This window comes from Brevibacillus parabrevis, from assembly GCF_022701015.1.
In the GTDB taxonomy this organism is placed as follows: domain Bacteria; phylum Bacillota; class Bacilli; order Brevibacillales; family Brevibacillaceae; genus Brevibacillus; species Brevibacillus parabrevis.
This window is the reverse complement of sequence record NZ_CP064090.1, coordinates 2,277,645-2,302,500: the sequence shown is the minus strand read 5'-3', so window position 1 is coordinate 2,302,500 and position 24,856 is coordinate 2,277,645. Positions and strand designations below refer to the sequence as shown.

The 24,856-nt window shown below is 51.5% G+C and carries 24 protein-coding genes, 1 pseudogene and 1 riboswitch; of the genes and pseudogenes, 11 read left to right on the top strand and 14 right to left on the bottom strand.

Going from position 1 to position 24,856, the window contains the following annotated elements; all coding sequences use genetic code 11:
* Positions 1 to 164 precede the first annotated feature (164 nt).
* Positions 165 to 461, top strand: a complete 297-nt coding sequence (locus IRJ17_RS11025; protein ID WP_173597621.1) for a Fur family transcriptional regulator — start codon at positions 165 to 167, stop codon at positions 459 to 461.
* A 93-nt stretch (positions 462 to 554) separates the two neighbouring features.
* Here the strand turns inward: IRJ17_RS11025 and IRJ17_RS11020 are convergent, their stop codons facing one another.
* The gene (locus tag IRJ17_RS11020) at positions 555 to 1,355 is read right to left on the bottom strand and encodes a serine hydrolase (RefSeq protein WP_173597620.1); all 801 of its coding nucleotides are present in this window, start codon (positions 1,353 to 1,355) and stop codon (positions 555 to 557) included.
* A gap of 177 nt (positions 1,356 to 1,532) precedes the next feature.
* Here IRJ17_RS11020 and IRJ17_RS11015 point away from each other — a divergent pair, with 177 nt between their 5' ends.
* Positions 1,533 to 2,645, top strand: coding sequence for a GerAB/ArcD/ProY family transporter (locus IRJ17_RS11015; RefSeq protein WP_173597619.1), 1,113 nt, complete (start codon positions 1,533 to 1,535; stop codon positions 2,643 to 2,645).
* 28 nt (positions 2,646 to 2,673) lie between these two features.
* On the opposite strand, the gene IRJ17_RS11010 is transcribed toward IRJ17_RS11015, so the two are convergent.
* Complete coding sequence (locus tag IRJ17_RS11010) at positions 2,674 to 3,366, bottom strand: copper homeostasis protein CutC (protein ID WP_242774662.1); 693 nt, start codon at positions 3,364 to 3,366, stop codon at positions 2,674 to 2,676.
* A 72-nt stretch (positions 3,367 to 3,438) separates the two neighbouring features.
* Positions 3,439 to 4,446 carry an asparaginase gene (locus IRJ17_RS11005; protein WP_242774660.1) on the bottom strand — a complete coding sequence of 336 codons (1,008 nt, stop codon included), beginning with the start codon at positions 4,444 to 4,446 and terminating at the stop codon, positions 3,439 to 3,441.
* Positions 4,447 to 4,725: 279 nt separating this feature from the next.
* Positions 4,726 to 4,769: riboswitch (PreQ1 riboswitch) on the top strand.
* A 96-nt stretch (positions 4,770 to 4,865) separates the two neighbouring features.
* On the opposite strand from IRJ17_RS11005, the gene queC reads away from it, so the two are divergent.
* The 4 genes from queC to queF are packed head-to-tail and all read left to right on the top strand — an operon-like array spanning position 4,866 to position 7,296.
* Positions 4,866 to 5,534: a 7-cyano-7-deazaguanine synthase QueC gene (gene queC / locus IRJ17_RS11000; RefSeq protein WP_122964726.1), complete on the top strand. Its 669-nt coding sequence runs from the start codon at positions 4,866 to 4,868 to the stop codon at positions 5,532 to 5,534.
* Positions 5,534 to 6,022, top strand: a complete 489-nt coding sequence (gene queD / locus IRJ17_RS10995) for a 6-carboxytetrahydropterin synthase QueD (RefSeq protein WP_122964725.1) — start codon at positions 5,534 to 5,536, stop codon at positions 6,020 to 6,022. The genes queC and queD overlap by 1 nt, the downstream gene beginning before the upstream one ends.
* A 47-nt stretch (positions 6,023 to 6,069) precedes the next feature.
* On the top strand, positions 6,070 to 6,741 hold the full coding sequence (gene queE, locus IRJ17_RS10990; RefSeq protein ID WP_229049965.1) for a 7-carboxy-7-deazaguanine synthase QueE: 672 nt from the start codon (positions 6,070 to 6,072) through the stop codon (positions 6,739 to 6,741).
* A 60-nt stretch (positions 6,742 to 6,801) separates the two neighbouring features.
* On the top strand, positions 6,802 to 7,296 hold the full coding sequence (gene queF, locus IRJ17_RS10985; RefSeq protein WP_063230924.1) for a preQ(1) synthase: 495 nt from the start codon (positions 6,802 to 6,804) through the stop codon (positions 7,294 to 7,296).
* Positions 7,297 to 7,529: 233 nt separating this feature from the next.
* On the opposite strand, the gene IRJ17_RS10980 is transcribed toward queF, so the two are convergent.
* Positions 7,530 to 8,585 (bottom strand): hypothetical protein, encoded by a 1,056-nt coding sequence (locus IRJ17_RS10980; protein WP_242774658.1) that lies wholly within the window; start codon positions 8,583 to 8,585, stop codon positions 7,530 to 7,532.
* A gap of 510 nt (positions 8,586 to 9,095) precedes the next feature.
* Between IRJ17_RS10980 and IRJ17_RS10975 the strand changes: the two genes are divergently transcribed.
* Both IRJ17_RS10975 and IRJ17_RS10970 read left to right on the top strand, forming a co-directional pair.
* Positions 9,096 to 9,503, top strand: coding sequence for a DUF6173 family protein (locus tag IRJ17_RS10975; protein ID WP_242774656.1), 408 nt, complete (start codon positions 9,096 to 9,098; stop codon positions 9,501 to 9,503).
* Positions 9,504 to 9,746: 243 nt separating this feature from the next.
* On the top strand, positions 9,747 to 10,517 hold the full coding sequence (locus IRJ17_RS10970; protein ID WP_242774654.1) for an ANT(4')-I family aminoglycoside nucleotidyltransferase: 771 nt from the start codon (positions 9,747 to 9,749) through the stop codon (positions 10,515 to 10,517).
* A 104-nt stretch (positions 10,518 to 10,621) separates the two neighbouring features.
* Here the strand turns inward: IRJ17_RS10970 and IRJ17_RS10965 are convergent, their stop codons facing one another.
* The 5 genes and pseudogenes from IRJ17_RS10965 to IRJ17_RS10950 all read right to left on the bottom strand — a co-directional run bounded on the left by IRJ17_RS10965 (position 10,622) and on the right by IRJ17_RS10950 (position 14,884).
* Positions 10,622 to 11,488 (bottom strand): pentapeptide repeat-containing protein, encoded by an 867-nt coding sequence (locus IRJ17_RS10965; RefSeq protein ID WP_242774652.1) that lies wholly within the window; start codon positions 11,486 to 11,488, stop codon positions 10,622 to 10,624.
* A 327-nt stretch (positions 11,489 to 11,815) separates the two neighbouring features.
* Positions 11,816 to 13,567 (bottom strand): stage II sporulation protein P, encoded by a 1,752-nt coding sequence (spoIIP, locus tag IRJ17_RS10960; RefSeq protein WP_242774649.1) that lies wholly within the window; start codon positions 13,565 to 13,567, stop codon positions 11,816 to 11,818.
* 189 nt (positions 13,568 to 13,756) lie between these two features.
* Positions 13,757 to 14,308, bottom strand: a pseudogene (locus tag IRJ17_RS10955) (GNAT family N-acetyltransferase); the annotation flags it as partial.
* 119 nt (positions 14,309 to 14,427) lie between these two features.
* Positions 14,428 to 14,556 (bottom strand): hypothetical protein, encoded by a 129-nt coding sequence (locus tag IRJ17_RS28145; protein WP_255679161.1) that lies wholly within the window; start codon positions 14,554 to 14,556, stop codon positions 14,428 to 14,430.
* 118 nt (positions 14,557 to 14,674) lie between these two features.
* Positions 14,675 to 14,884 (bottom strand): hypothetical protein, encoded by a 210-nt coding sequence (locus IRJ17_RS10950; RefSeq protein WP_122964717.1) that lies wholly within the window; start codon positions 14,882 to 14,884, stop codon positions 14,675 to 14,677.
* A gap of 180 nt (positions 14,885 to 15,064) precedes the next feature.
* Between IRJ17_RS10950 and IRJ17_RS10945 the strand changes: the two genes are divergently transcribed.
* Positions 15,065 to 15,583, top strand: a complete 519-nt coding sequence (locus tag IRJ17_RS10945) for an acyl-CoA thioesterase (RefSeq protein WP_122964716.1) — start codon at positions 15,065 to 15,067, stop codon at positions 15,581 to 15,583.
* Positions 15,584 to 15,661: 78 nt separating this feature from the next.
* On the opposite strand, the gene IRJ17_RS10940 is transcribed toward IRJ17_RS10945, so the two are convergent.
* Together IRJ17_RS10940 and IRJ17_RS10935 are read right to left on the bottom strand one after the other, a co-directional pair.
* Positions 15,662 to 17,281, bottom strand: a complete 1,620-nt coding sequence (locus tag IRJ17_RS10940; RefSeq protein ID WP_242774646.1) for a peptide ABC transporter substrate-binding protein — start codon at positions 17,279 to 17,281, stop codon at positions 15,662 to 15,664.
* Positions 17,282 to 17,366: 85 nt separating this feature from the next.
* A complete protein-coding gene (locus IRJ17_RS10935; protein ID WP_173597611.1) occupies positions 17,367 to 17,852 on the bottom strand; it encodes a GNAT family N-acetyltransferase in 486 nt (161 codons plus the stop codon).
* Positions 17,853 to 17,939: 87 nt separating this feature from the next.
* On the opposite strand from IRJ17_RS10935, the gene IRJ17_RS10930 reads away from it, so the two are divergent.
* Complete coding sequence (locus IRJ17_RS10930; RefSeq protein WP_173597610.1) at positions 17,940 to 18,116, top strand: hypothetical protein; 177 nt, start codon at positions 17,940 to 17,942, stop codon at positions 18,114 to 18,116.
* 78 nt (positions 18,117 to 18,194) lie between these two features.
* Here the strand turns inward: IRJ17_RS10930 and IRJ17_RS10925 are convergent, their stop codons facing one another.
* The 3 genes from IRJ17_RS10925 to IRJ17_RS10915 are packed head-to-tail and all read right to left on the bottom strand — an operon-like array spanning position 18,195 to position 23,627.
* Positions 18,195 to 21,113 (bottom strand): WG repeat-containing protein, encoded by a 2,919-nt coding sequence (locus IRJ17_RS10925; RefSeq protein ID WP_242774643.1) that lies wholly within the window; start codon positions 21,111 to 21,113, stop codon positions 18,195 to 18,197.
* Between the two features lie 52 nt (positions 21,114 to 21,165).
* Complete coding sequence (locus IRJ17_RS10920; RefSeq protein ID WP_122964712.1) at positions 21,166 to 22,950, bottom strand: sensor histidine kinase; 1,785 nt, start codon at positions 22,948 to 22,950, stop codon at positions 21,166 to 21,168.
* A complete protein-coding gene (locus tag IRJ17_RS10915) occupies positions 22,947 to 23,627 on the bottom strand; it encodes a response regulator transcription factor (protein WP_173597607.1) in 681 nt (226 codons plus the stop codon). Before IRJ17_RS10915 ends, IRJ17_RS10920 begins: the two co-directional genes overlap by 4 nt.
* Positions 23,628 to 23,753: 126 nt before the next feature.
* Between IRJ17_RS10915 and IRJ17_RS10910 the strand changes: the two genes are divergently transcribed.
* Entirely contained in the window at positions 23,754 to 24,815 is a 1,062-nt protein-coding gene (locus IRJ17_RS10910) for an AI-2E family transporter (protein ID WP_063230024.1), read from the top strand.
* Positions 24,816 to 24,856: the final 41 nt, after the last annotated feature.

The following is a 24,856-nucleotide window of genomic DNA, read 5'->3' as shown; positions in this document are numbered from 1 at the left end:
AACCCCCATTTCCGCTCCTTCCTTCTCAGTAACATTTGCTGAAGCACAGCAAACATGCACGAGAGTTGGGCTTCTTTCTAGAAAAAAGAGATTGACTAGCCGCACAAACAAATCGATAATTATAATCAAGTAATAATTATTATCAAAAAAAGAGGTGACCTGTGATGGATGAACAACTGGCCAGTGTCACAAACCAGATCAAACACTTCGGAAAACGCCTGACGATTCAAAGACGCGCCGTCTTGCGCTATATGCTGATGTCCCAGCAACACCCTACAGCCAAAGACGTTTACCATGCCTTGAAAAACGAAATGCCCAGCATCACACTCTCAACGGTCTACACCAGCTTGCGACTCCTGGCGAAAATGGGGATCGTCAAAGAGCATGTGCACGCTGATACCCCCAACCGTTTTGAAACGCTGGTCAAAATCGATCCTGTTCAGTTAAAAGAAGTCATGTGAGCAAGCATAACGGAAACTAGCAATAAAAAAGGGAACCCGCTAAAAGGGCTCCCTTTTTATTAACCAAACAACTGCTGCAACCTTATCATCGGTTTAAGCCACGGCATAATCGTACACAGCCCTGCCCAGCAAGCCAAGCGTGTGCAAAGCTGCCTCGGGCGTTACATCCTGCGACAAGGCGGCAATCGCAAACTGTCGCCCCTCTACGAAAAGTATCCCGACGTCGTGCTGCCTGCCTGTGTCCCAACCGGATTTGCACGCCAATTCCCAGCCAGGCAAGCCATCCTGATTGCTCGCGGACGGCAGTTGGGACGGCAAACCGTTCAGCACTTGCTGCTTGTTCATAATCGCAATCATTTCTGTACGCGCCGCCCGGGAAAATCCGCTGCCAGAAACGATATGCTCCAGCATCCGCGCCACATCCCCTGCCGTAATCATGTTGTTGGCCGTCACGTCCTGCGGATAAATCATCACCTTGCGCGAATAGTAACTTCGCTCCATTCCCAGCTCACGCATCGTCTGATCAATCAGCTCTTTTCCCACAAAATCGATCAGCATATTCGTCGCTGTGTTGTCGCTCTGAATAATCATCAGCGTAACCAGATCGCGTATGGACAGCTTCAAGCCTGGCGAGAGCGCGTACAAAAAGCCTGATCCGCCTACCAAATCCTCTTTGCGCAAAGGGAGCTGATCCTCGATCCGGGCTTTGCCCTGCTCACAGGCCGCGTAAACCGCTGCCATAATCGGAACCTTGATGACACTTTCGGCAATAAACAGCTCGTCCGGTTGGTGCTCAAAACAGATTCCCTGCGGCACCGCCAGCTCTTTTACTACGACTCCCCATGTCCCTGCCGCTTCCTGCACGATCTTTGACAAACGTTTCTCCAGCTCCACCGCTCTCCATCCCTCCTGTAAAAGTCGAACACAACCGCCTTTCTATTATCATACAATTCCAAAAACATTCCTTACAAGTTACAAGAACGGGTTCAGCTGATCTTCCGGGACGCGGTCGTTTGTCCCGCTACCCGCTTGGAAATAATAGGGAGATCACTCCACTGAAGGTGAAACCTCATGCAGAAGCCCGGAACGATCGGCACGCGCCAATTCACCATTCTGGTTACCCTGATTACGGTCGGAGATTCGATTCTGATCTTGCCGGCAGCCGTAGCGAAAGAGGCCTCCTACGACAGTTGGCTTTCCAGCATCATTGGTGTATTGGTTGGCCTGGCTGTCATCTATCTGTATTGCATAATCAGCCGTTTGCACCAGGAGCACACGCTGATCGGGAAAAACATACTCATTTTCGGGCGTTGGCTCGGTACGGCTTTATCCATCATGTTCCTTTTCACGCTGCTGATCAACGGCTCTGTTTACGTGCGTGCCATCGGCGATTTCATGACCGCGCAAATTTTGAAGGAAACACCGAGCGTTGCCGTCGTCATCCTTCTCGTGGCGTGCTCCCTGTTCGGTGTGCGCCTCGGCTTGGAGACTTTCGCGCGGACGAGTGAGATTTTTTATCTCTGGTTCGTCTTTACTTTTCTCTCGTTTTTTTTCTTGTTGGTACCACAGTTTTCCCTTCGCAACTTGCAGCCCGTTCTGGAAAACGGGCTTGCCCCTGTCATCAGCGGCTCTTTTTCTGTGATCGCCTACCCGTATACAGAGCTGATCGTCTTTTTAATGATTACCCCTTTCGTCGATGTCCCGCAAAAGCTCACTTCTGCTTTTTTGCGGGGAGCGATCTACGGCGGAATCTGCCTGATCACGATCATTTTGATGACGCTTTTGGTGCTCGGTCCGGTGTTGACTGCTACAGACAATTTCCCCAGTTACTCGCTGGCGAAGCGGGTTCATGTCGGTGAGTTTTTTCAGCGGCAGGAAGCCATGATGGCACTGATGTGGTTCGTTTCGATTTATTTCAAGGTCGTCTTGTACATGTACGGCTTTTGCGTAGGCATTCAGCAGCTTTTGAAACTGAAGGAATACCAGCTACTCACCTATCCTACTTGTCTGCTGTTTGTCGTGGGCGCCATCATCCTTTTGCCGAATGAAACATTTTTGCTTCAAGCCTACACATTTTGGCCGCTCTTTGATTTTTCTGTGGCGGTTGCCTACCCGTTGCTACTCGTCGTCTGGTACCACATCAGGCAGCGACTGCAAAACAAGCCGACTCCTCTGCAAAAGTGAGGGGGCGGCTTGTTTTCATGTCTTTCTTCTATTCTTTTGACAGGCATGCTCGCTTGATCGCAGCGACTCGCTCGCTGTCCACATAGCGCAAAGCTTGCCCCTCTTCCCTGGCTGCGGTACCGAAATGAACCTCTCGGACGCCAGTCAGCCCGATCAGCTCGGGCGCATTCGTCGCGGACAGCCCGCTCCCTGCCAAAATGGACAGAGTCGAGTTTTCCGTTTTGCGCACCAGCTCCGCGATGCAATCTGCGCCTTCCATGGCTGTACGTTTTCCCCCGGAAGTCAGGATCGTCTTTACTTGCGGATATTGCAACAAGATGTCCAAAGCTCCAAGCTGGCTCACCGCTTCGTCAAAAGCCCGGTGAAAAGTCACGTTCAGGCCGTTTGCTTCTTCCAGCAACAGCTCCAGTCCGTCACGATCCAATTGCTTGTCTGGCGTCAACATGCCAAAAACAACACCTGCCGCCCCTAGCTCGCGGACGACGCGCACATCTTCTTTCATGACACGCAGCTCGTCTTTGGTATAGCAAAAAGATTGGCTGTGCGGCCGCACCATGACATTGACAGGAATGGAGACAGCCTTGACCGCCGCTTCGATCAAGCCCCAGCTTGGCGTAAGCCCTCCCTCCAAAATGCCGGAAATCAGCTCTAGCCGATCTGCGCCGCCTCGCTCTGCGCGTTTTGCATCCTCCACCGAAGTCGCAATCACTTCCACCAGCATGTGATTTCTCCTCTCGTCCGTAGCTTTTATGGACATTGTACTGAGCGTCGCCACCGTTGCGCAAGTGCGCGCCTAGCATTTTTCCAGAACGAACACGGGCCGCTTTTCCCCGACGACCAACTGGTTATCGTTGACGATTTCTTTCGGGGCCAACGCATGCAACCTGGCAATGGTCTCCTTGTTGTTGTAATCGATCTGCTCCAAAATGTTGGCGATGACGAGCGGCCAAACCAGCTCTGAACCGTCCAGTACCTTCAGCGAAAAGCTGATTCGCTCCTTTTTCAGCGCAAAACCGTATACGCCCATCGCGCCGCCTTTGGCAATAATGTTCGGATCGGTCAGCAGAGCTGTGCAGATGAATTGGTGGCTGGCGATGATTTCCGGGTGGGCCGTCATCCAGCCCGTCACTTTTTCAACCGCCTGGCGATTTTCTTGTTCCGCAATCAGGTCGGGACAGGCCAGCTTCAAATAAGCGATCGCCAAATGCTTGAGTGGCAGGGCATAAACAGGAAAGCCGCAACCGTCGACAGCAAGGCCGATGTGCTCCTGCGGGTACTCGGCGAGACTGGAAAAAGCTGCCAGGGCCTCCTGCTGGGCCGGATGCTCCTGCTTGTAGTAATCGCTGGTCGTATAGCCGCGTTCCTTGGACAACGCCAAAAAGCCCAGATGCTTTCCTGCGCAGTTGTGAAAAAGTCTGCGCTTGGCTACACCTTGGGACAAGCAGGCGAACTTGGGCGCTTCATTTAATGGATACGTCGGGCAGGTTAAAAGTTCGTCTTCGCGAATGCCCGTTTTGGCCAAAAGCGATTCCAGCCCTTCCAGATGATAGGCTTCACCGCGATGAGAAGCCGCGAACAGCGCCGCTTCCCGACTTGTCAGACCGAATCTTTCGTCAATTTTTTGCCTCGCTACCGGAAGCGCCTGAAACGGTTTGGCAGCGGAACGCAGCAAGGCAACATGCATCACATCTCCTGCCGAATAAATGACCTGGCCGTGCTCATCCACGCCGCAAACGATGCCTGAATGAACATTTTCCAATATACCTCCGCGATACTCTTCTACTAATGGGACATCCCGCATTATTCTCACCCGTTCTGTTCTATTTTTCTAATTATTCCATTCGCAGGATAATTGATTGTAATAAAGGTAAAAATTCATTCATTTAAAGTATTAAAACCAGAATTATCCGTCTTTTTATACGCTGATTTTCTCCATTGGTGTTATTAAAAAATACTAGCAGTGACACCATATTCCGTCAATCGTTTTTTCGTTGCCGATTGCCCACGGCAGGCCAATCTATAGTATAATGGCTCAGGATGGCAGCCGCCATCAATCGCATACGAAATCCGCGCGACTGGCGCGGGAGAGGTTCGCGAACTCCCTCTATAAAAAACTAAGGTGGACAACAGTACCGATCCCTTGGTATTGTTTTGTTTTTTTGCAGGAGCAAGTTCAAGAACTCTCTTTCTTCCATTACGATACTGAAGGAGATGGAGAGCATGAAAAAGGAAAAAGCCGTCGTTGTGTTCAGTGGAGGTCAGGACAGCACCACTTGCCTGTTCTGGGCCAAGCAGCAATTCGGCGAAGTAGAAACGATTACGTTTGACTACGGGCAGCGGCACAAGCTGGAAATCGAGTGTGCCAAAGAGATCGCCCGGGAGTTGGGCGTAGCCAACACCGTATTGGACATGAGCCTGTTGAATCAACTCGCTCCCAATGCACTAACCCGCACAGACATCAACATCACCCAGGAGGAAGGCCAGCTTCCATCCACATTTGTCGACGGGCGCAATCTGTTGTTCCTGTCTTTTGCAGGCGTTTTCGCCAAGCAAAAAGGAGCGCGGCATTTGGTTACTGGCGTTTGCGAAACGGATTTTAGCGGCTATCCCGATTGCCGCGATGCGTTTGTCAAATCGCTCAATGTGACGCTTAACCTGTCCATGGATTATCCGTTTGTGATCCATACGCCGCTCATGTGGCTCGACAAGGCGCAAACGTGGAAGCTGGCGGATGAACTGGGTGCCTTCACCTATATCCGCGAAAAAACCCTCACCTGCTACAACGGCATCAAAGGCGACGGCTGCGGCGAATGCCCTGCCTGCCACCTGCGAAAAGCCGGACTGGACAAGTATCTTTCCGAAAAAACTCAATCCGGGGCCAACGTCTGATGAGCGCAAACTTTGACTTTCGCATCGTCGACCGCATGCAGACACTTGGCACCCATATTCAACAATCGCAGCTGCGCTACCACAACAAGCGCGTGCTGGTGAGCAAGGAGTTTACGTTTGACGCCGCCCACCATCTGCACGCCTACGAAGGCAAATGCAAAAACTTGCACGGACACACGTACCACGTCGTGTTTGGCATCAGCGGCTACCCGGATGAAATCGGGCTGGTCATCGACTTCGGCGACATCAAGCAAATCTGGAAGGAACATATCGAGATTTACTTGGATCACCGCTACCTGAATGAAATGCTGCCGCCGATGAACACCACGGCAGAAAACATGGTCGTCTGGCTGTTTGAGCAAATGGAGCAGCAGCTTCAATCTGACGTCTATCGCGACCGCTACCGCGGTGCCCGCGTCGAATTTGTCCGCCTGTTTGAAACGCCGACGAGCTACGCCGAGGCGAGACGGGAGTGGATGATGGAGTGAGCATTCCCGTTCTGGAAATTTTCGGCCCGACGATTCAAGGGGAAGGCATGGTCATCGGGCAAAAGACGATGTTCGTCCGCACCGCTGGCTGCGACTACCGTTGTAGCTGGTGTGACTCCGCCTTTACGTGGGACGGCTCGGCGCGCGATGAAATCAAGCAGTTGTCCGTCGAGGAAGTCTGGGCAGAGCTAACGCGTCTGGGCCAAGACCGTTTTTCCCATGTCACCATCTCTGGCGGCAACCCGGCGCTTCTCGCAGGCATGGGCGAGCTTGTCTCGTTTTTAAAGGAACGCGGCATTCGCACGGCGCTGGAGACACAAGGAAGCCGCTGGCAGGAATGGCTGCCGCTGATCGACGACATCACGATTTCTCCGAAGCCGCCCAGCTCTGGCATGAACACGGATTACGCCGTGCTCGATCGCATCGTGGGCGCTCTGACGGAGCAAAAGCATCCGGGGCTGAGCCTGAAGGTCGTCGTGTTTGACGACGCCGACTTCGCATATGCGCGCGACATCCATCGGCGGTATCCGGCGGTTCCTTTTTTCCTCCAGCCGGGAAATAGCGATCTCGTCAGCGCGGACACGCACGAACTGAGAGAAAAGCTATTGGAAAGCTTTGAATGGCTGATCGACCAGGCGATGGCCGCCCCCGATTTGAACGACGCGAAAGTGCTGCCGCAGCTCCACGCCCTGGTCTGGGGAAACAAGCGCGGCGTGTAGGCGTGTAAATGAAAAGCCAGGATTGGATTATAGATGAAAAGAAGCGAGGATGAGAAACCAATGAACGAACAACAACGCGACCTGTCTTCCCTCACCCTGCTGGGCAACCAGGGAACGACCTACAACTATTCATACGACCCGAGTGTACTGGAGTCTTTTGACAACAAGCACCCGTACCGCGACTACTTCGTCAAGTTCAACTGCCCGGAGTTCACCAGTCTGTGTCCGATCACCGGACAGCCGGATTTTGCTACGATCTACATCAGCTACATCCCGGATATCAAAATGGTCGAGAGCAAATCGCTCAAGCTGTACCTGTTCAGCTTCCGCAACCACGGCGATTTTCACGAGGATTGCGTGAACGTGATCATGAACGACCTGATCAAGCTGATGGACCCGAAATACATCGAGGTGTGGGGCAAATTCACCCCGCGCGGCGGCATCTCGATCGACCCGTATTGCAACTACGGCAAGCCGGGAACAAAGTACGAAGAGATGGCCAGCTATCGCTTGATGAACCATGATATGTACCCGGAGAAAGTGGATAATCGGTAGAGGTTGATGTTGGTTAGAGTGAGAAAACCCTTGATATGCAAGGGTTTTTCTTTGACCGTCGCTGCCGAGGTATATATTTAGATAGAAAATGCCCCAAGCAGTGAGGACTATTTTTAGTTTTGACTAGGTAAGACAACTACAAAAAATCCCTACTAAATAGTAGGGATTCCGTTATAACTAAGTCAAATCGTCATCAAATAAATGTAGCACTAATATCCTTCTAGCAAATTTTCTTATAAATCTGTCAAAATCAATTCAATGGTCCCACTGTTTAGTTTCGCTTGAGAATCAAGATTTCTATAATAATTAATATAATGGTTATGTCTAAAAACTATTCCTGCATCGTTATTGGTCACACGAACACCTGGTTCATAAACATAGTTTTTCTTTGCAGTCTGAGTACCTAAAGCAAAATCAACAACCCACTTAGTATAGTGAGATGAAAGGCTTGATTCATCAATAATATTTGCTGATTTCCTGTTGAAAGTCCAACTCACCGAGGGAACTAACCCTGACAATCCAACAATAACCGAAGTGTCTGTGTCAGTGGTATATGGTCCATATGAGCGGATTGTTTGTTCGTCAATTTCATCACCAAGATGTCTGTATCTCATTGCTAATTCACGAGTTTGATAATCATTCATAGGCTCTGTTTGATTGAAAAACTTAACATCCCAAACAGATACTTTCTTGCCACTTAATGTTGATATACCTCTTCTTGTATAATCTACGTTGCTAGTATAAACACCCGCTAATGTGTTTCGGTTATTATCTCTCACTCTGTATGTGTAAGAATCGGAATAAGTATCATCATCAGAACTTGCTGAGGCTTTTAATGAATTCATATTCCTTGCGCCTTTATTTTCAGCAAGTTCAACTTTTTCTTGAATTTCTTCACGAATTTCTTCTAAAGGGACTTCATCTAGTTGATCAAAGATATAATCAACGTGTCTAGTACCACTTTGTTTATAGACACCTACCCCCATCAATTTTGGTGGAACTCCTTCATCTTCAGACGAACGATTTATTTTGAGTTCAGTCTTAATATAATCCTTTATATCTTTGGGATCTATTTCTTCACCTTCATTATGGATGAAGTAATAAATTTCTTCGCTATCATCATTACTTAATGTTTTTAACGATTTTGAGGAATGCGACTCATCTAATGAGATTTCAACTATATTCATTTTTTTTAGTCGTTCTTTTGCTAATAGATTGTCACTAATTCCAGGAGTGAACACTAATGTCGTAGCCAAGCAGACACACAAAAAAGATGACAACTTCTTCATGAAAATACCACCTTTTACCATTTTGTTTTTCTGTGTTATTATATACATAAAATCCAAAAAAAGGAATATAAACAAAAATGTTCAAATTATTAGAAATACTCATGATTATAGTTTTGGGATTTTTTACTGGGTTATTCTTTGGAGGAGATAGCAACATATTACTTGGAGGTATATTCTGGGCTTTGATATTTATTTTACTTAAGCTATATGATAAATAATTAAATTGCCCTTCCCGGACTCATAGTCCATAGGAGGGCTCCCGCTCCGCTTTTAGAATGCAGATAAAATCAACTCAAAAGCCTTCTAGACACGTTTTGACAAGTACGAAACCCTTAACCCTTATACATCACTGGTTTAAGGCATATAGTTTGTATCCGAAGAGTCGACAATCGCTAGAATCGAAGGAAACTCCTTTCCTGCCAAAGAGTTTCCCTTTTTCATCCAAACAAAATTTAACCTTTTTCAAACTATTTTCATAGATTATAATGTTTGTAAAAAGGGGGTATTGCTATGGCAGCCAACGAGTATAGCTTACCTACATCCCCAAATGCTGTGAAAACGAAAGAGCTTCCTGTATTTGAGGTCCAGCCCGATCAAAATCTTGCGAGCGAATTTCACAAGCGCTTAATTCAAATGATTGCCGAATTTGAGATATCCCTGGATGAACAGCATGAAGTCGGGATGCGGCTGGTATCGTTCGGCCAAAATATCACCTTGCGCGTAGAAGGGATCGGCTATTTCAATCCCAGTCTGATTCGTTTTTTCGGAACAACAGAAGCAGGCGCCCCAGTCGAACTCATCCAGCACATCTCGCAAATCAGCTTTCTGTTGATGGCAGTCAACAAAGCAGACCCGGCAAACCCGCCCAAGCGGATCGGGTTCAACGCTTCCGAAGAAACAAAAGAAGAAGACGTGTAACAGCGTCTTCTTTTTGCATGATAAGGGCATTCGGTCTTTACTGGATACGCCTGGTCAAAATATATTGTAAAAACATGGTAGTCAAGTTAAAGTAGCGTATAAATAGGAACCTACCTTTTCTGTTGTTGGAGGAGATTGCTCATGCATCCAAAAAACATCCCTCGTTAAGCCCGCGGCCCTCCATTCGTGAGCATTTGTCCCATTCCCCCCAATTAAACTTAAACTCAAGGGAGATGTATACAAATGAGCATGAATGGACCAGTAAAAATATCTCGCACCGAAAGACTGCAAACCTGCAAGGAAATTGCCGCCCGATTGCACGAGGTTTACGGCGAAAAAGTCTTGGCGATCGGCGTCTATGGCTCGGTATCACGCGGAACAGACGGCCCGTTCTCTGATATAGAGATGTTGTGCGTCCTGGAAGAGTCAGGCGAAGAAACGGATTTCAGCCACGAATGGTCTGCCGGACCATGGAAAGCCGAAGTGAATGTCATCAGCGCACATGTGCTTTTGGACATGGCTGCTACTGTCGAAGATGACTGGCCGCTGACCCATGGTCCTTTTTTCGCCCCGCTGAGTCTGTATGATCCGAAAGGCTTTTTTCAAACGTTGAAAGAAGCAGCGCACTCTCCTTCTAGAGAAGCGTTCACGCAAGCAATCAACGGCGTGCTTGTAGGTGAAATGTACGAGTTCATCGGGAAGCTGAGGAATATCAACCTGGAAGGTCCCCGCACTTACCTCCCTTACCTGGCCATGCAATTTGCCCAATACGGCGCTATGCTGATCGGGCTGCACCAGCAGACGTTCTATTCGACAGGAGCCAAGGTACTGCCTGAATCGTTGGAACTGCCAGATCGACCGGATGGCTACGACCAGATAGCGACAATGGTGATGGCTGGAGATTTGGCGGATTCGGGCAAAATCGTCGCGGCCTGCGAGCGGTTTTGGAACGGACTCCACGCATGGGCAGCCAAGCATCAGTATGTGATTCACACCATGCGAATCCCATTTTAATGCAAGCAAAAATCGGTTTATTGCCAGTTTGCCTGTTTGGAAAAAGCCTCGCTGTATGCGGGGCTTTTCTCCTTCTCCTGCAATCATGACGTTGTGCCAGAAGCTTACGCCCAATGCTCAGGCCGCGTAAACGAGAGCGGTATTTTCGTGGCAGCATCGCCCTTCGCTGCGTTGAGCTGGGCCTGGGTGAGAAACAGGCTGTCCGTCAGATCGGCGCCGCGCAAATCGGTATCGCGCAGATCAGCGCCAATCAGGTCGGCCCATCTCAAGTTTGCGCCGCGCAAATCAGCCGCGATCAAGTAGGCTCCGCGCAGGTTCGCTCCCAGCAAATCGGCTCCTTTGAGCTTCGCGCCAATCAGATCGGCTCCCCGCCCCACATTTCTCGCTTTGGTGCGTGCGCCTTTCTGCTTGCGACAGGCTTCCGTCCGCACCAGTTCGCTCGCCTCCCGCAACAACTCGCCTACTTTTGCCCGATGTGCAGGTACATCTACCCGCAAAAGCTCTGCCGGAGCAAGCTCCGTGAACCGCTTCGTCTCCCGCAACACATCGTCCAGCTTCGCGTGAAGGGAACAGGCAGCATGAAAAGTCAGCGCTTCCGTCAAATACCAAAGCAGCTCATGCAACTGCCACATGATCGGAAAAACTCCGTACATCTGGCTTGCCAGCTCAGGCGCTTGTCTCCAGTCACGCCCTCCGTATGTCTCTTGGGAAAGCTTTTGCCCTGCGCCGAAGCAATCGTAGACTGTACAGCCGCGAAAGCCGATCTGCCGCAAGCTTTGATGAACCCCGCAGCGAAAATCGGCCTGCAAGTTGCGACAGGGGGTACCTGCGTCTTTGTTGATTGCAAAATCCGAAGAAGCGGCAAAAGGCAGCGCCACACAGCACAGTCCGAAACATTTTTCACAGTCCGCTCGCAAATCATCGCGCAACCCCGCCAGGCTCGGCGCATGATTGCCCTGCTGATCATCCATACTTATCCTCCTGAAAAATAGCCGCTTCGTCGTATCAGCACTCAACTGTCAAAAGAGGCGATAAGGTCAAGCGGGCTAACAAATAATTACCATCGTAGTACGCCGACCGTATCTCGTCAATCTATTGTCGCTTCCTGCCTGATTGTCTCTGTTCTGTCGCACAAAAAAGCACGATCCGCCTTGCGCCGCTGGCAAAAGGATCGTGCTTGCTTTTTGTGAAATGGGAAACAAGTATCGGCGCTTTTGCGAAAACGGATGTGCCTGCTTCCCGCCAACCTGTCTGCCGCAGTAAGCGAAAAACGGCGCGACCATTTGGTTTCTTGCAAGTTACTTGAAGGCGACTTGCGACTCCAGCATGTAGTTGACCAGCACATCGGCAAAAGCCTCTGCCGTATTGTAGCATTCTTCCAGCGTGTTGTTCGTTCCGCCAAACTCCAGAAGCAGACTTCCCGTCGAGACGGACTGGTTGTACACGCCGTTTCCTTCGTTTTTGCTTTTTAAAATGACGCCGCGCGACAGGCCGGGATAGTATGCTTCCAGGCGTGCATGAAGGGCATCGGCCAGCTTTTTGTTCTCCAGATAGCTCGGGTTGGCTGACCCGATGACAAACAGCATGCGCGAATACGTTTTGCCGTTGATCGTGATGGCGACTTTGCTGCGCGGCTCGTCGCTATCCCGGTGAATGTCGAAAATGTACTTGAGATTCGGGCTGGTCGTCGCCGCTGCCGCAACCGCTTTGTACGATTCGGTGTAGGACATCGAGTAGCTCTTTTTCTGCTCCGCCAGTTTTTGCGCGAAGTCGTCCTGGTTGACCATCGACGGGATGCCTTTTCCTTGCAGGATTTCGCCCAGTCGCTTGCCTACCAGCGTAATGTTGATCTCAGGATCGTCCACCGAGCTGCCCTGTGTATTGCGCGCTACATTTCTCCATGACTCGCGGTTGTGCGTGTGGTAAATGTAGACCGTTTCATTGCCGATCATGCCTTGATTGTAGCCTACTCCCGTTGTCGGTCCTGTGGAGCCTGGCGTCGGTGTTCCCGTACCCGCAGCTGGAATCAGATCGACAATCCAGCCGGCGATGTAAGCAACCGAGTTGTCTGGCAGGCGAATGGCGTACCATTGCCCTACGGTTTGCACGATTGGAAAAGTTTGACCAGGCTGGACGTTGCCCACGACATCGTATTCTGTACCGGGGCCGCTGCGCAGGTTGGTGTCGGCGTTTTTCACGCGAACCGTCGCTTCTGCCGGAACCGGAGCAACTGCTGGCGGCTGTGTCGTCTGGCCTGTTCCCCCTTGCGCGACCGGCTTGAAAATATAGGCGTAGGTGCCGTAGTAGTCGATCGTGTACCAACCGTCCGCATAACCGTATTGCGTAATCGTGGTGCCGCCATTGACTTGTCCAATCACCGTTCCCAAAATATCAGGAGCTGCGTACACCTCGTAGCTCTCGTTCAGAACGAGCGGCCCTGCTCCCAATCCGCCTGGTGTTTCTGGTACGGTCGGCACGGGGGTCGGCTGCGGAACGGGAACCGGGACAGGCGTCGGAGTTGGCACTGGCGTCGGTGTCGGCGTTGGAACAGGAGTTGGCGCTGGTTTCGGTGCTGGCGCCGTCGTTTCTACCAAAAAGCGTGCGTTCACCCAACCGCTCGCTTGGTCGGACAGCTTGAGTTGCGCCCACTCCCCCTGCTTTTTCATTTGCAGGAAAACTCCGTTCTTGTCAATGATTTGCACAATTTGCGAGGTGGCGTTTGGCTCTGTACGCACATTCAGCATATCCACATTGCTTTTTACGTATTTAATTTGGGGAATTTCAAGCAATTTCACATACTTGTTGTTGACCCAGCCAGTCTTGCCATTGGCGAGCTTCACTTGCGTCCAGTCTTTTGTTCCCTGCACGATTGGCAGACGTGTTGCTTTGGATATCGTGCCGACGATCTGGGTCGTTGTTCCTGGGGTATCGCGAATATTCAACTGATCAACCGTTACCTCGACATGTGTGGCTGCTTCCGCGAGGGAAGCCGGCAGCAGGAAAATCAGGCAGCAGGCAGCAATAACACTGTTTTTTACGCGTGCAAGCAAGATTCTTGTTCTCCTTTTGTGTAGAGATCGTTAGCGAGATTGGTAAATCTAGCCTGATAGTAAAATTCGTGATTCGCCTGCATTTTCCTTCATCTTCCGACATCTTTTCGGCACGCTTTCCGCGATTGCTGACAAAATGACGCAGCGATTCGTCCGCTCCCCAGACGAATGGACCAGCACTTATGGCTCGATCGACTCTTCCGGCTCCTCCCTGACGATCGCAAGCGTCTGGTGATCCTCCCAGCGCCCGTTGATTTTCACGTTTTTGCGGGCGAGCCCTTCCTTGTGAAAGCCCGATTTGAGCAACACCTTGATCGAACCCAGATTGTGCGGCATCACCCCTGCTTCCAGCCGATGCAAGTCCAATGTCTCAAACGCATAACGGACAACGAGCTTGACCGCCTCCGTCATAAAGCCTTTTCCGTTGTGCTCCTGATCGAGGAAATAGCCGATCCAGCCGCTTTGCAGATTGTAGCGCACCACCTCGGAAAGCATCACTTCCCCGATCACCTGATCCGTCTGCGGCAAACACACGAGGAAAACGTACCCGCGATCCTCCGCGCATAAGGTCATGTACTGGCGAATGCGTTCGAGCTGTCCTTGCAACGTATAAAAGTGTTCGTCCCGCTTTCCGGTAAAAAGTTGAAAAAATTCGCGGTTTCGCACCTCAAGCTCCAAAAGCGCTTGCGCGTCCGACTCTTTGACCAGGCGGACGTAAATGTTGCCTCCATGCATGTGCATCGTGCTCTTCTCTCCCTTGTAGGGCTGGTTTGCCCCAGCTATTTTTTTGCATAAAAAAACACCACAGGTTCATCCCCTGTGGTGTGGCATTTGCTCCGCTGCCAGCTGCAAAAGCGCGATTAACTCACAGGCTCCCCGTTCGTATATCCGTTTTTGGACAGACTTCTCCCGCAGTTAACCGCAGCAAAGAAAACAGCGGTGGAGTAGCCGATGCCTTTGGCCAAAGACTGCAACGATCTTTTTTTCATCTGGACTCTCTCCCTTCCGCTGGTTTCTGGAAAATATACGACACTTGCGCATCCGACTGATCCTGATTTTGCCAGAAGTATACGCTATCGCTGCCACCTTTGGCAAGCTTGTTGTCCGCTACTTGTTCTTTTTTGCCTGCCTCCACAGCATGTAGACATTCGCAAGCGAAGTAACGACCAGACACCCCAAGAGGACATTGGTCACGATTAGCGTGTTCGTCAAGCCGCGAATCGGAGCCTGCATCACGGCAAGCACCCCTGCCAGCTTGTCGGGAAGCTCGTAGATCGCAGCGAGGAAAGCATTGACATCATGTAGGTACTTATCCATAGCAACCGCTCCCTTGTATCGATCACCCACGTTTTTCCTGCCCAGTTGCTATCGTTTGCAGGAAAGGCGCTCGTCATGCTCATTTTGCTATGGATAAAACCATCCTACTTGTGGAACAATAGATATGAGAATATTACAATGATTCATAATTGCAGGGACAAAAAGAAAGGAAGTTTTCTCATGACGATCGAGCGCTTTGTCCGGGAGTCCCGAACTTTTAAAGCCAGCCACGTTCTGCCTCCCGATACGAACAACCACAATACGCTGTTTGGCGGACGGCTGATGGCGCATATTGATGACGTCGCGGCCATTTCCGCGATGAAGCACGCCCGCGGGCCAGTCGTGACCGCTTCTACCGATTCCGTCGATTTTTTGCATCCGATCCGCGTGGACAACGAAGTTTCGCTCGAAGCGTTCGTCACCTGGACACACCAGACGTCCATGGAAGTATTCGTCAAAGTCGTTGCCGAAGACCTTTTGAGCGGAAAACGCACCGTCTGTGCCACCTCGTTTCTCACCTTCGTCGCCATCGGCCCTGACGGACGCCCGACCCCTGTGCCCAAAGTCGTAGCGGAAACCCAGGAGGAGATTTTTCTGCACGACGGAGCCGCCGAAAGAGCCGAAGCACGCCAACAACGCCGCAAGCGCAGCAAGCACCTCGCTGATTTGCTCGGCACAAGACGTCCGTGGGAGCCGTAAAAAATGCATGGCGAACCACAGCAAAAAGTCCCCTTTTCCTGTCGGCGGAAAGGGGACTTGCTGTTTTCCTTCGTGCTTTTATTCCTTCGAGGCCCATTTGAAATCGAGGTAGCCAAGGTCATCCATAACGATGCCCTTCACCTTTTTATCCTGCACCCAGTTGTTTGTGTAAAAATAAATCGGGATGACGGGCATTTCATCCATCAGGAGCTTCTCGGCCTGCGCGAGCAGTTGCTGGCGTTTGGCTGGATCGGCTTGGCTCGCCGCCTGCTGAAGCAGCGACTGATACGCTTTGTTTTCCCATTTCGTATCATTCAGACCGCCGTCTTTCTCCTTGTACAGCTCCAAAAAATTCGCTGGATCGGCATAGTCCGCAAACCAACCGGAACGCCCGATCTGGTAGTCGCCGTTATGCAAGTTTTCCAGAAAAACTTTCCACTCCAACTCTTGCAGCTGGACTTCCACACCTAGCGTCTGTTTCCACTGACGCTGAATCTCGACAGCGACCTTTTGGTGAACGGGAGATTGGTTCAGCGATATCGCAATCGGCGGCAGCTTGGCCAGGCCCAGCTCTTTCATGCCTTCTGCGAGCAACGTTTTCGCCAACTTCTGGTCGTTGTCCTTGAAATACGCTGGCTGTTTGTTTTTGTCGCTGACAGGTACTGCCGTCAAAGCTGGCTCCTGGTTTCCTTTGAGCACCGTATCAACGATCGCCTGACGATTCAATGCGTAGGCGAACGCTTTGCGAATTTTCGCATTGGTAAAAGGCGCTTGCTCTGTATTGAACTTGTACCAGTAAACGGCTGCGAGCGGCTTCGTATGCAGGAGTCCTTTTTCTTGCAAGATCGGCAAAGCATGCAGTGGCAGCTCGCCAAACGGGGCACCCGCCATGTCCACCTCGCCTGCATCAAACTTGGCCAGCGCTTGATCCTCACCTCTGCTGATGGAAAAGTCGAGCTTGTCCAGCTTGACTGCCGCCTGATCCCAATAGCCCGCGTTTTTGCTCAAGGTCAGCTTGTCGTCACGATTCCAGGAAGCGAGCTTGTACGGGCCGTTTCCGACATGTGTCGAAGCTTCCTCTGCCCAGGCCGGGTTGGCAGCCACTACTTTTTGATTGACCGGATAAAAGACGGGAAAAGCAGTCAGCTCCGCGAAGTAAGGAGTTGGCTGCTCCAAAATGACGCGCAATGTTTTCGCATCTACCGCTTTTACCCCTACCGCATCCAGCTTCTCCTTGCCGCTGTTGGCCTTTTCCGCATTCAGGATCGGAAAGAGCTGGTAGGCGTAGCTGCTTTCCGTGTTCGGATCGAGCACGCGCTTCCAGGCGTATTCAAAATCGTGGGCGGTGACAGGATCGCCGTTGCTCCATTTTGCCTCGCGCAAATGAAAGGTGTACGTCTTCAAATCAGCAGACACTTCCATTTTATCAGCCAGCGAAAGCTGCAACTTCCCATCGGGACCAATCCGAACCAGTCCGTCAAACAAGGCTCGCGCCAAAGTGAGCGAATGCTGATCATCTGCCACTGCCGGATCAATCGACATCGGCTCATCCGACAGATTCAGCCGCAAAACTTTCGCGGAATCGGCTGGACTGACGGCCTGTGTCTTCGCCTCACTCGCTCCAGCATGCGCTGCGCTTGCGGCAACCACTCCCGTAGCTACTAACACCGTCAAAGCCCTTTTGCTTCGTAGCTTCATTGTCCTTCTCCTTTTATTCCTGATTATTCAAACATTACATATAATACCAAAACATCCAATCAGAAACAAACCGCTGAGTTTAAACCTACAGCGTCCAATGATAGTGCAAAAAGCCTTGTGCATCAGCCTGCTGAAAGACAAAGCCGTTTTTTAGCAGCACTTTTTGCGAAGCGATATTGTCCGCAGTTGTCTTGGCGTGCACTTCCCGGATGCCAAGCTGCTGCACGTACTCGCCCAGCAAAAGTCCGAGTGCCGAAGAAGCAACGCCTTTGCCTGCGGCCTCTTCGCCGACGCGATAGCCCAGCTCCGCGCTCGCTCGCTTTTGATCGATGTCTACCAAATTCATTCTGCCTAAAATAATGCCTTGCTCACTTTTGATCAGCGAAAAGAACGCTGTCCCTTCCGCTTGTTCTGCGAGCAAAGCCTGCAAGCTTTCTAGAAAATGCTCGTCCTGATAGTACGCTTCGCCACGGCTGGGCACTGTCCGTTCAAAAAACTCCCTGTTCTTGCTCTCGAACGCCAAAAGCGCGCGGGCATCCTCCTGCTTTAACGCTTCGATCAAGACCTTCATCTCTAACACTCCTTTGAAAAAACGTCCCTTCTCCTCATCTGGCAGCGAAATCGGCTACAATAGAGGAAGATAGGGGGAATCACACTTATGGCTTATTTGGAAGAGGGAACTTTTGTTGCCTATCTCGCCTTTTCGATTTTCTTCCTGGTCGCCTACAAGCTCGATCAGATTTCGTTTGTTGCTTTCGTTGTTTCTCTCGTGGTGACAGCCTTGGTGCATGCCGCCTTTTACTTGCTCGTCTTGGAGTATTGGCCGATTTTTTAGCTGAATGGAACCGGACCAGCAAAATGGCACGGGGGATTGCAGAGACTCCCCGTGCCGCTTTCCATCGACTATGTTCGTTTACTTCCCGACTTGCTTTTCATAGGCAGCGAGCAGTTGGGCCGCCTGCTTCTGGTAAGCTGTCAAAAACGGTTGGACGCCCTGTTCCCACTCTGCTTGCGGCAATGGCATCGGCAATTGCTCCGCAGGACGTCCGTTGACCAAAAGCATCGATTCGATCATTTTCTTTTGGGCAAAGGACAGCTCCCCTTGTTTCAGCACCTTGGGCTTCGCCACCTTTTTTCCTGCCAAGGAACGCAGCAGTTCAGAAAAAAACATCTGGTGGTACTCCCGGTACAAATCCATCGTCTGATAGTATTGGTTTCCCCCGCGCTGCAGAACAATTCCCCGCTGTTCGGCCCACCGTGTCAGCTGCTCCGCTGTCATGGACAAGCTGCTTTTTCCCGTCGCCATATAGTAGACGAGGCTGTACATGTCTTCGTCACTCAAGTCTGAACGGCCCTCATCCGGCTTGATGATCGCTTTGCCTGTCAGCGCCGCGAGCACTTCGCTCTTGCCCGCGCCTTGCGGAAGTTCCAGATACAACGCCAGATTCGCGTAGAACTTGCCCTCGCTGCTGCCGCCCTCTGGCCAGCTGTACGGCTTACCGAAGTCGATCAGCTCCAGCGGGTTTTGCTTCATCAGTTCGCTATACGCCGCAAAGCTCGGCAACTGGAGCGGAAGATAGCTGATCGCGGGCTTTTTCGTCAGAAGTTTGCTGGCAAACAACTCTTTGCCCTCCCGATCGAGGTAGCCGAACTGGTCTTTTTTGCTGAACGCAAAAGGCGGCTGTCCTTCCGCCGCAGACCACAAACCGGGAAATGCTTCACTGGACAGCCGGATCGACTCGTACTGAGGAGCGGTCAACTGCTTCCCGTCCTGGGTCAACAATCCGTGCAAGCCCGTCGCTTTATCCCGATAGACGATGGCTTTCGCTCCTTTGTCGCTTAGCCCGAGCAGCTTCAATGCCTGATAGCCCCCTGTCGTCAATCGTTGCAGCGACGACGAGTACACATGCCAGCCATCGCTTTCCGCAATCAGCAGACCGCCAAAGTAAGAATCCGTCTGATATTCGCTTGCGCCCGCCACCTTTTTCACCAACTGGTTGCCTTCTTCGCCCCAAAAGTCCAGCGTGCCGTCCGTTCGCATCATCACGGCGACTTTTTTCTCTCCCACGACTTTGTACACTGCTTCCCGATACACCAAATCGCTTGCGGCCTGCAGCTCCCCATCCGCAATGGTGAGCAGTGCCAGCTTGCTCGTGCCTTCCTTGCCTCCCCACGTGTAAAAGGAATCGCCCACCTGGATGAAAGTGACGGGCGGAGCATCGCTTCTTTCACGCATAAAGGCAATCTTCAGCTGCGTGGTGAGCAGCTTGCCATCGGGAGTGTACAGGTCAGCCATCTGTCCGTCTGCTGCCACGATCAGTTTGGACACGTCATCCGGGTAAACCTGTTGATACAGCTTACTGATCGGCTGATTGGTCGTACGGTTGACAATCACGGTTCCTTTTCCCGCTTCGTATACCCCATTCAACTGTTCAGACAAAGTCTGGACATGTTGCCCGCTCTCCGGCTTGCCGCTAATCCCGCCGAATCGCAGCACTTTCCCGTCCGGCTCGGTCACTACGATATGCCCCGTAGCTTCCTCATAACGAAAACGGCGGTTCTCGACAGGCGACAAAATCAGACCTTCATTTTCCGAATACAGGCCGATTTTACTTCCGTCCTTGATCAGTTGCATACTGTAGCTGCCGCCGATTGGCGCGGCGGAGTCAAACCAAAAGTCAGGCTCTTTGATCGGCTTTCCCCAAGCGGGCAACATCGCCTTTTTCCCATCGCTGCGCACAAGCTGTCGAGCAGCCGGCGGCCCTTCCACTTTCGGATAGACAAACGGGATCACTACTTCCCCGCCGACCTGGAGCACGCCGTACATGCCTGTCTTCGGGTCTTGCCCCAGCACGTAGCTGTCATGCAAATAGGTCGCGCCCTGTTTCAACGCATGCTCTGTTCCCTTGGCGATGGAATGATAGGTGACGATCCCCTTGTCCAGCGTCCAGTACAAATCGGGGTTATTGTACTCAAAGCCGACCTCTTGATAGAGCGGCTCCGCCAAAAATCGTCCGTCCTTCCACAAGCCCGTGCCTTTTTGCGCGAGCACCTGAAAATATCCCTCGTTCCACGTGTAGATCGCCTTGTACTTCGCTGGCAAAACGTATTTCCCGTTTACGTCCACCAAGCCTTCCATGCCGCCTGACCTCACCTTGAGGTAAGCAGTCTTCGGCCCGCCCTCATTCGGAATCAACTGCGTATTCGCCAACGAAAATCTCGGCTTGAACGAAGCGGCATCATACAGCGTGATCCCTTTGGCAGTCGAAGCCACCAAGTAACGCGTTTCTTTTGCCTCCCGATCTCCCGTCGCTTCCGGGGGAATCAGCGAAACGACAGAGAGCTTGCCGGCAAACGGCGGTATGAGCACTTTGCCTGTACTGTCCAAAAGCATGGACGTCTGCCCGACAAACACGATCGCGTCAGCGTAATCCGCGGACAAGGAGTACGTGTGCGCTCCCGCGAATTTGGCAGCAGACAGCTTTTTCGTCGTCAGATCGATGTATTGAAACCAGCCGCCCTTTTGGACGATCGCCACATTGTTGCGCCCGGGAATTTCTATCTGATCCCAGCTGGCAGGCGTGATTTCTTTTCCCGTGCGGGCGTCGAGCAATCCTTTTTTCCCGGCTTTCGTCACAATCACCGTTTGCCCGGCGTACTCAAACTCATCGTACTGGGCTTTGGTCAACAGAGCATGCCCGTCAGTAAACCCAACCTTGTAATCAGTCAAGTAAGGCTGAACCGTAGTAAACGTTGCTGCTTGCACGGGCGCCACCCATGTGCTGGTCAAAAGCATCGCAGCCGTCAGCAGGCTAATCCTTACGCGCTTCATTTGTTTCTTGCCTCCCTGCGTCGTTTTCTTCTGCTAAAAGTCAGACGCTTTATCAGGCAAATGGTTTCATTTTCCCATAACTGGGCAATGAAAAATAAAAAGCGACGCCTGTCTTCGTATTGCGCACTCCGTATGCTGCCTCGTGCAGTTCCAGGATGTGCCGCACGATGGCAAGACCGAGTCCCGTCCCGCCTGTCTTGCGGTTGCGCGAGCGTTCGATCCGGTAAAAGCGATCCCAGACGAAGCCAAGCTGCTCCTCGGGGATTGGCTCGCCTTCATTTTCAATCGTGACGCGCTGGGCGTGCTGCTCGCCTTCGATCCGCACGGTAATTTCACTGCCGGGATTGGCGTAGCGGATGGCATTGACCAGGATGTTGAACAGCACTTGCTCGATTTTTTCCTGGTCGGCAAACTGCGCTTCCTCATTCGCCAAAATCGTGACGATTCGAAGCTCTTTGTCGCGCAGATGGTGCATGAGCCGCTCTCCGATCTCTTCCGTCAGCTCGCTCAGGAAAAACCAGCTTTTTTTCAGCTTGGTCGTCTTCGCCTCCAGCTTCGCCAGCTCCAGCAAATCGCGGACAAGCTCCTCCATTTTTTCCGTCTCGTCGAGGATGACTTCGATGTACCGCTCCCGCTTGTTCTCCCCTACGCCGTCCCGCAGCCCTTCCGCAAAGCTTTTGACGATGCTCAGCGGCGTCTTCAGCTCATGCGAGGCATTCGAGACAAAATCTTTCTGGATCAGCTCCATCCGCTGCTTGTGATCCATCTCCTGACGCAGTTGCTCATTGGCTTGCTGCAACTCCCGCAAGGTCACATCCAGCTTTTCCGACATCGTATTCAGACTGCGCGCGAGGCTGCCGAACTCATCGTTGCGGGCAAGCGGCGACTTGACGGAAAAATCCAGCCTCGCCATGCGCAGGGCGCTTTTGTTCAAAGACAGCAGCGGCTTGGTGACGATTTTGGAAAAGAGCAAAGAAAGCACGAGAATGAGCGCAAAGCCGCCGATTCCGATGTAGATGTAAAACAGCCGCAAAGCATCGTTTGCCTCGCTGATTTGCTGCAAGGAAGTCAGGGCGACGATCAGCTCGCTCAACTGCCCGTTTCGGATCACGGGATGAATCGCGACCAGGCTGCGCACGCCGCTCCACGGTTCCACCCACTCTTCCTCCAGCACCTTGCCGTGTTCCAGCGCCCGTTTCCGTTCCTCTGACAGCGGGAACAAGTCTTTTAACACATGAAACAAAATGCCTTGCCGCAAATTCCACTGGTTGGGCGCAGGCAAAAACAAATCGGTAATTTCACCGCTGACGCTGACCAGTGACGGGGCGGTGTCGCTTGCTTTCAGGCTGCCGATGTCGGCTGCACCCGCTTTTCTGATCACGCGGGGATAAAACATCTCCTGGAGCAGTCCTTCCTCGAAGACGCCAATCGCCTCAATCCGGTCGCCTTTTTGCAAATTCGCGCTCAACAGGGCACTCCGCTCCTCCTCCGGGAACAGCGACAAAGAGATTTTCACACTTTTTCCAGCCTGATCGCGGATGACGATGCGAAACGGATTGTCGTACTTGACCTGCCCGTTCGTGCTGACAATCGCCAGCTGCGTCTTGTTGCGGCTGATGAACGCCGACAGCTCCCGGGCCATGCTTTCGGCGTCCCACTCCCGCGATACATACTGTTGGGAAAAGGCTTCGAGCTTCTTTTCCAGATCGTTCAGCTTTTTGGATTGATAAAATTGCTCGAAAAAAAGTAACTGACCGATCATAATAATCGTATAAAACAACAGGAAAAACGATGCGGTAATGGCAAACAGCTTGAGTGTCACGCCCCATTTTTTCATCGCTCTTCCTCGAACGTGTAGCCTGCCTTGATGACAGTCCGTATGTGTCTGGCTTCGCTGCCGAGCTTGCTGCGCAGCTTCTTGATGTGGGTATCGACTACGCGCAAGTCGCCGAAGTAATCGAAGCCCCATACGTGATCCATAATCGTTTCTCGCGACAGCACGATCCCGGCGTTTTTGATCAGATAGACCAAAAGCTCGTACTCTTTTGGCGCGAGGTCGATCTCTTCTCCCTTGATCTTCATGCGCCGGGCATGCCGATTGATGACGACTTCGCCAAAGCGAAGCAAATGGTCGGTTCCCCGAACGGTGCCTTCGACCCGCTTCATCAGCGAAGTCGCCTTGGCTACCAGGACTCGCGGACTGAACGGCTTGGTGACATAGTCGTCCGCGCCAAGCTCAAAGCCTTGCATCTTGTCATCCTCTTCCGATTTGGCGGTGAGAATGATGATCGGCACGTCGGAGTCTGCCCGGATTTCCTTGCAAACGGTCCACCCGTCCATTTCCGGCATCATGATGTCGAGGATGACCAGATCGACCCGGAGCTTTTCCATCATTTGTATGGCTTGCTTGCCGTTTTCTGCTTCATGCACAATCCATTGCTCTTGCTCGAAGTAGTCCGCGACGATTTCGCGGATGCGACTCTCATCTTCGACAAGCAGCACTTGACGCTTCATGCTGAGTGCCCTCCTTGGTACGTGTTATTTACAGCATTCGCCAAAAAAAGACACAGGAAATACACATCGTTGCGGTAAGCTTATGGAAGAAAAATAGCGCGTCTCGAAATTGGAAAGGATGTTCCCATGAATTTGCCCACCTTCTTGCAAAATAAGGATTTCAGACGTTTCGGTATATTGGCGTTGTTTTGCCTCCTGCTTTATTCGCTCGGAAGCATGATCAACGTTGTTTTGCTAACTTTTCTCGTCACATTCCTGATGGATCGATTGCATCAGTTTCTCACCAAATCCATTCACAAGCTTGTGCCTGTAAGTCCCAAGCTGACTCTCATTTTCCTGTACTTGCTGCTCGCTGTTTTGCTCGTATGGGGCGGGATTCGCGCCTTTCCGGCCTTGATTCACGAAACCGGGCAACTGATTCATCTGATCGAACAAGTCGTGCGGGCGAACCAGCACTCCGAATTTGCCCCGTATGTCATGTCTACCTTAGACAAGCTTGACATGAAAGGGCTGGTCAAGAGCAGTCTTGACTTTTTGACCGTCGTGAAAAATATGGGCTTCAATCTGTTTTTGGCCCTTTTGCTCAGTCTGTTTTTCTTGCTGGGCAAAGACAATGTCGTCCAGTTCACGTCCCAATTCCGCACCAGCAAGCTGTCCTGGCTGTATAGCGAAATTGAATACTTCAGCCAAAAGTTTATTCTGACCTTCGGGAAAGTAATCGAAACCCAGCTGCTGATCGCCTTGTTCAACACCGTGTTTACGTTGATCGGCTTGTGGATTCTCGGCTTCCCCAACTTGTTCGGACTGTCGCTGATGGTGTTCGTGCTTGGGCTGATCCCGGTTGCCGGCGTGATCATCTCCTTGATTCCGCTCAGCGTGATCGCTTTTAGCATCGGTGGGCTACCTACCGTCATATACTTGCTTTTGTTTATCATGCTGATTCACGCGATGGAAGCGTACGTCCTGAATCCGCGCCTGATGGCGTCGAAGACCCATCTGCCGATTTTTTACACGTTCGTCGTCCTGATCTTCTCCGAGCATTTCTTCGGGGTGTGGGGATTGATCGTCGGCATTCCGTCGTTCGTGTTCTTGCTCGACATTTTGGAAGTGAAAAAGATGGGAACGCCACAACCTAAAAACAAACCTGTACCCAGCGAAGCTTTGGACGTTCGGGTCAATGCAAAATAACAAAGGAGCCCGTCTCAAGCGGGCTCCTTTTCTTGCGTCTG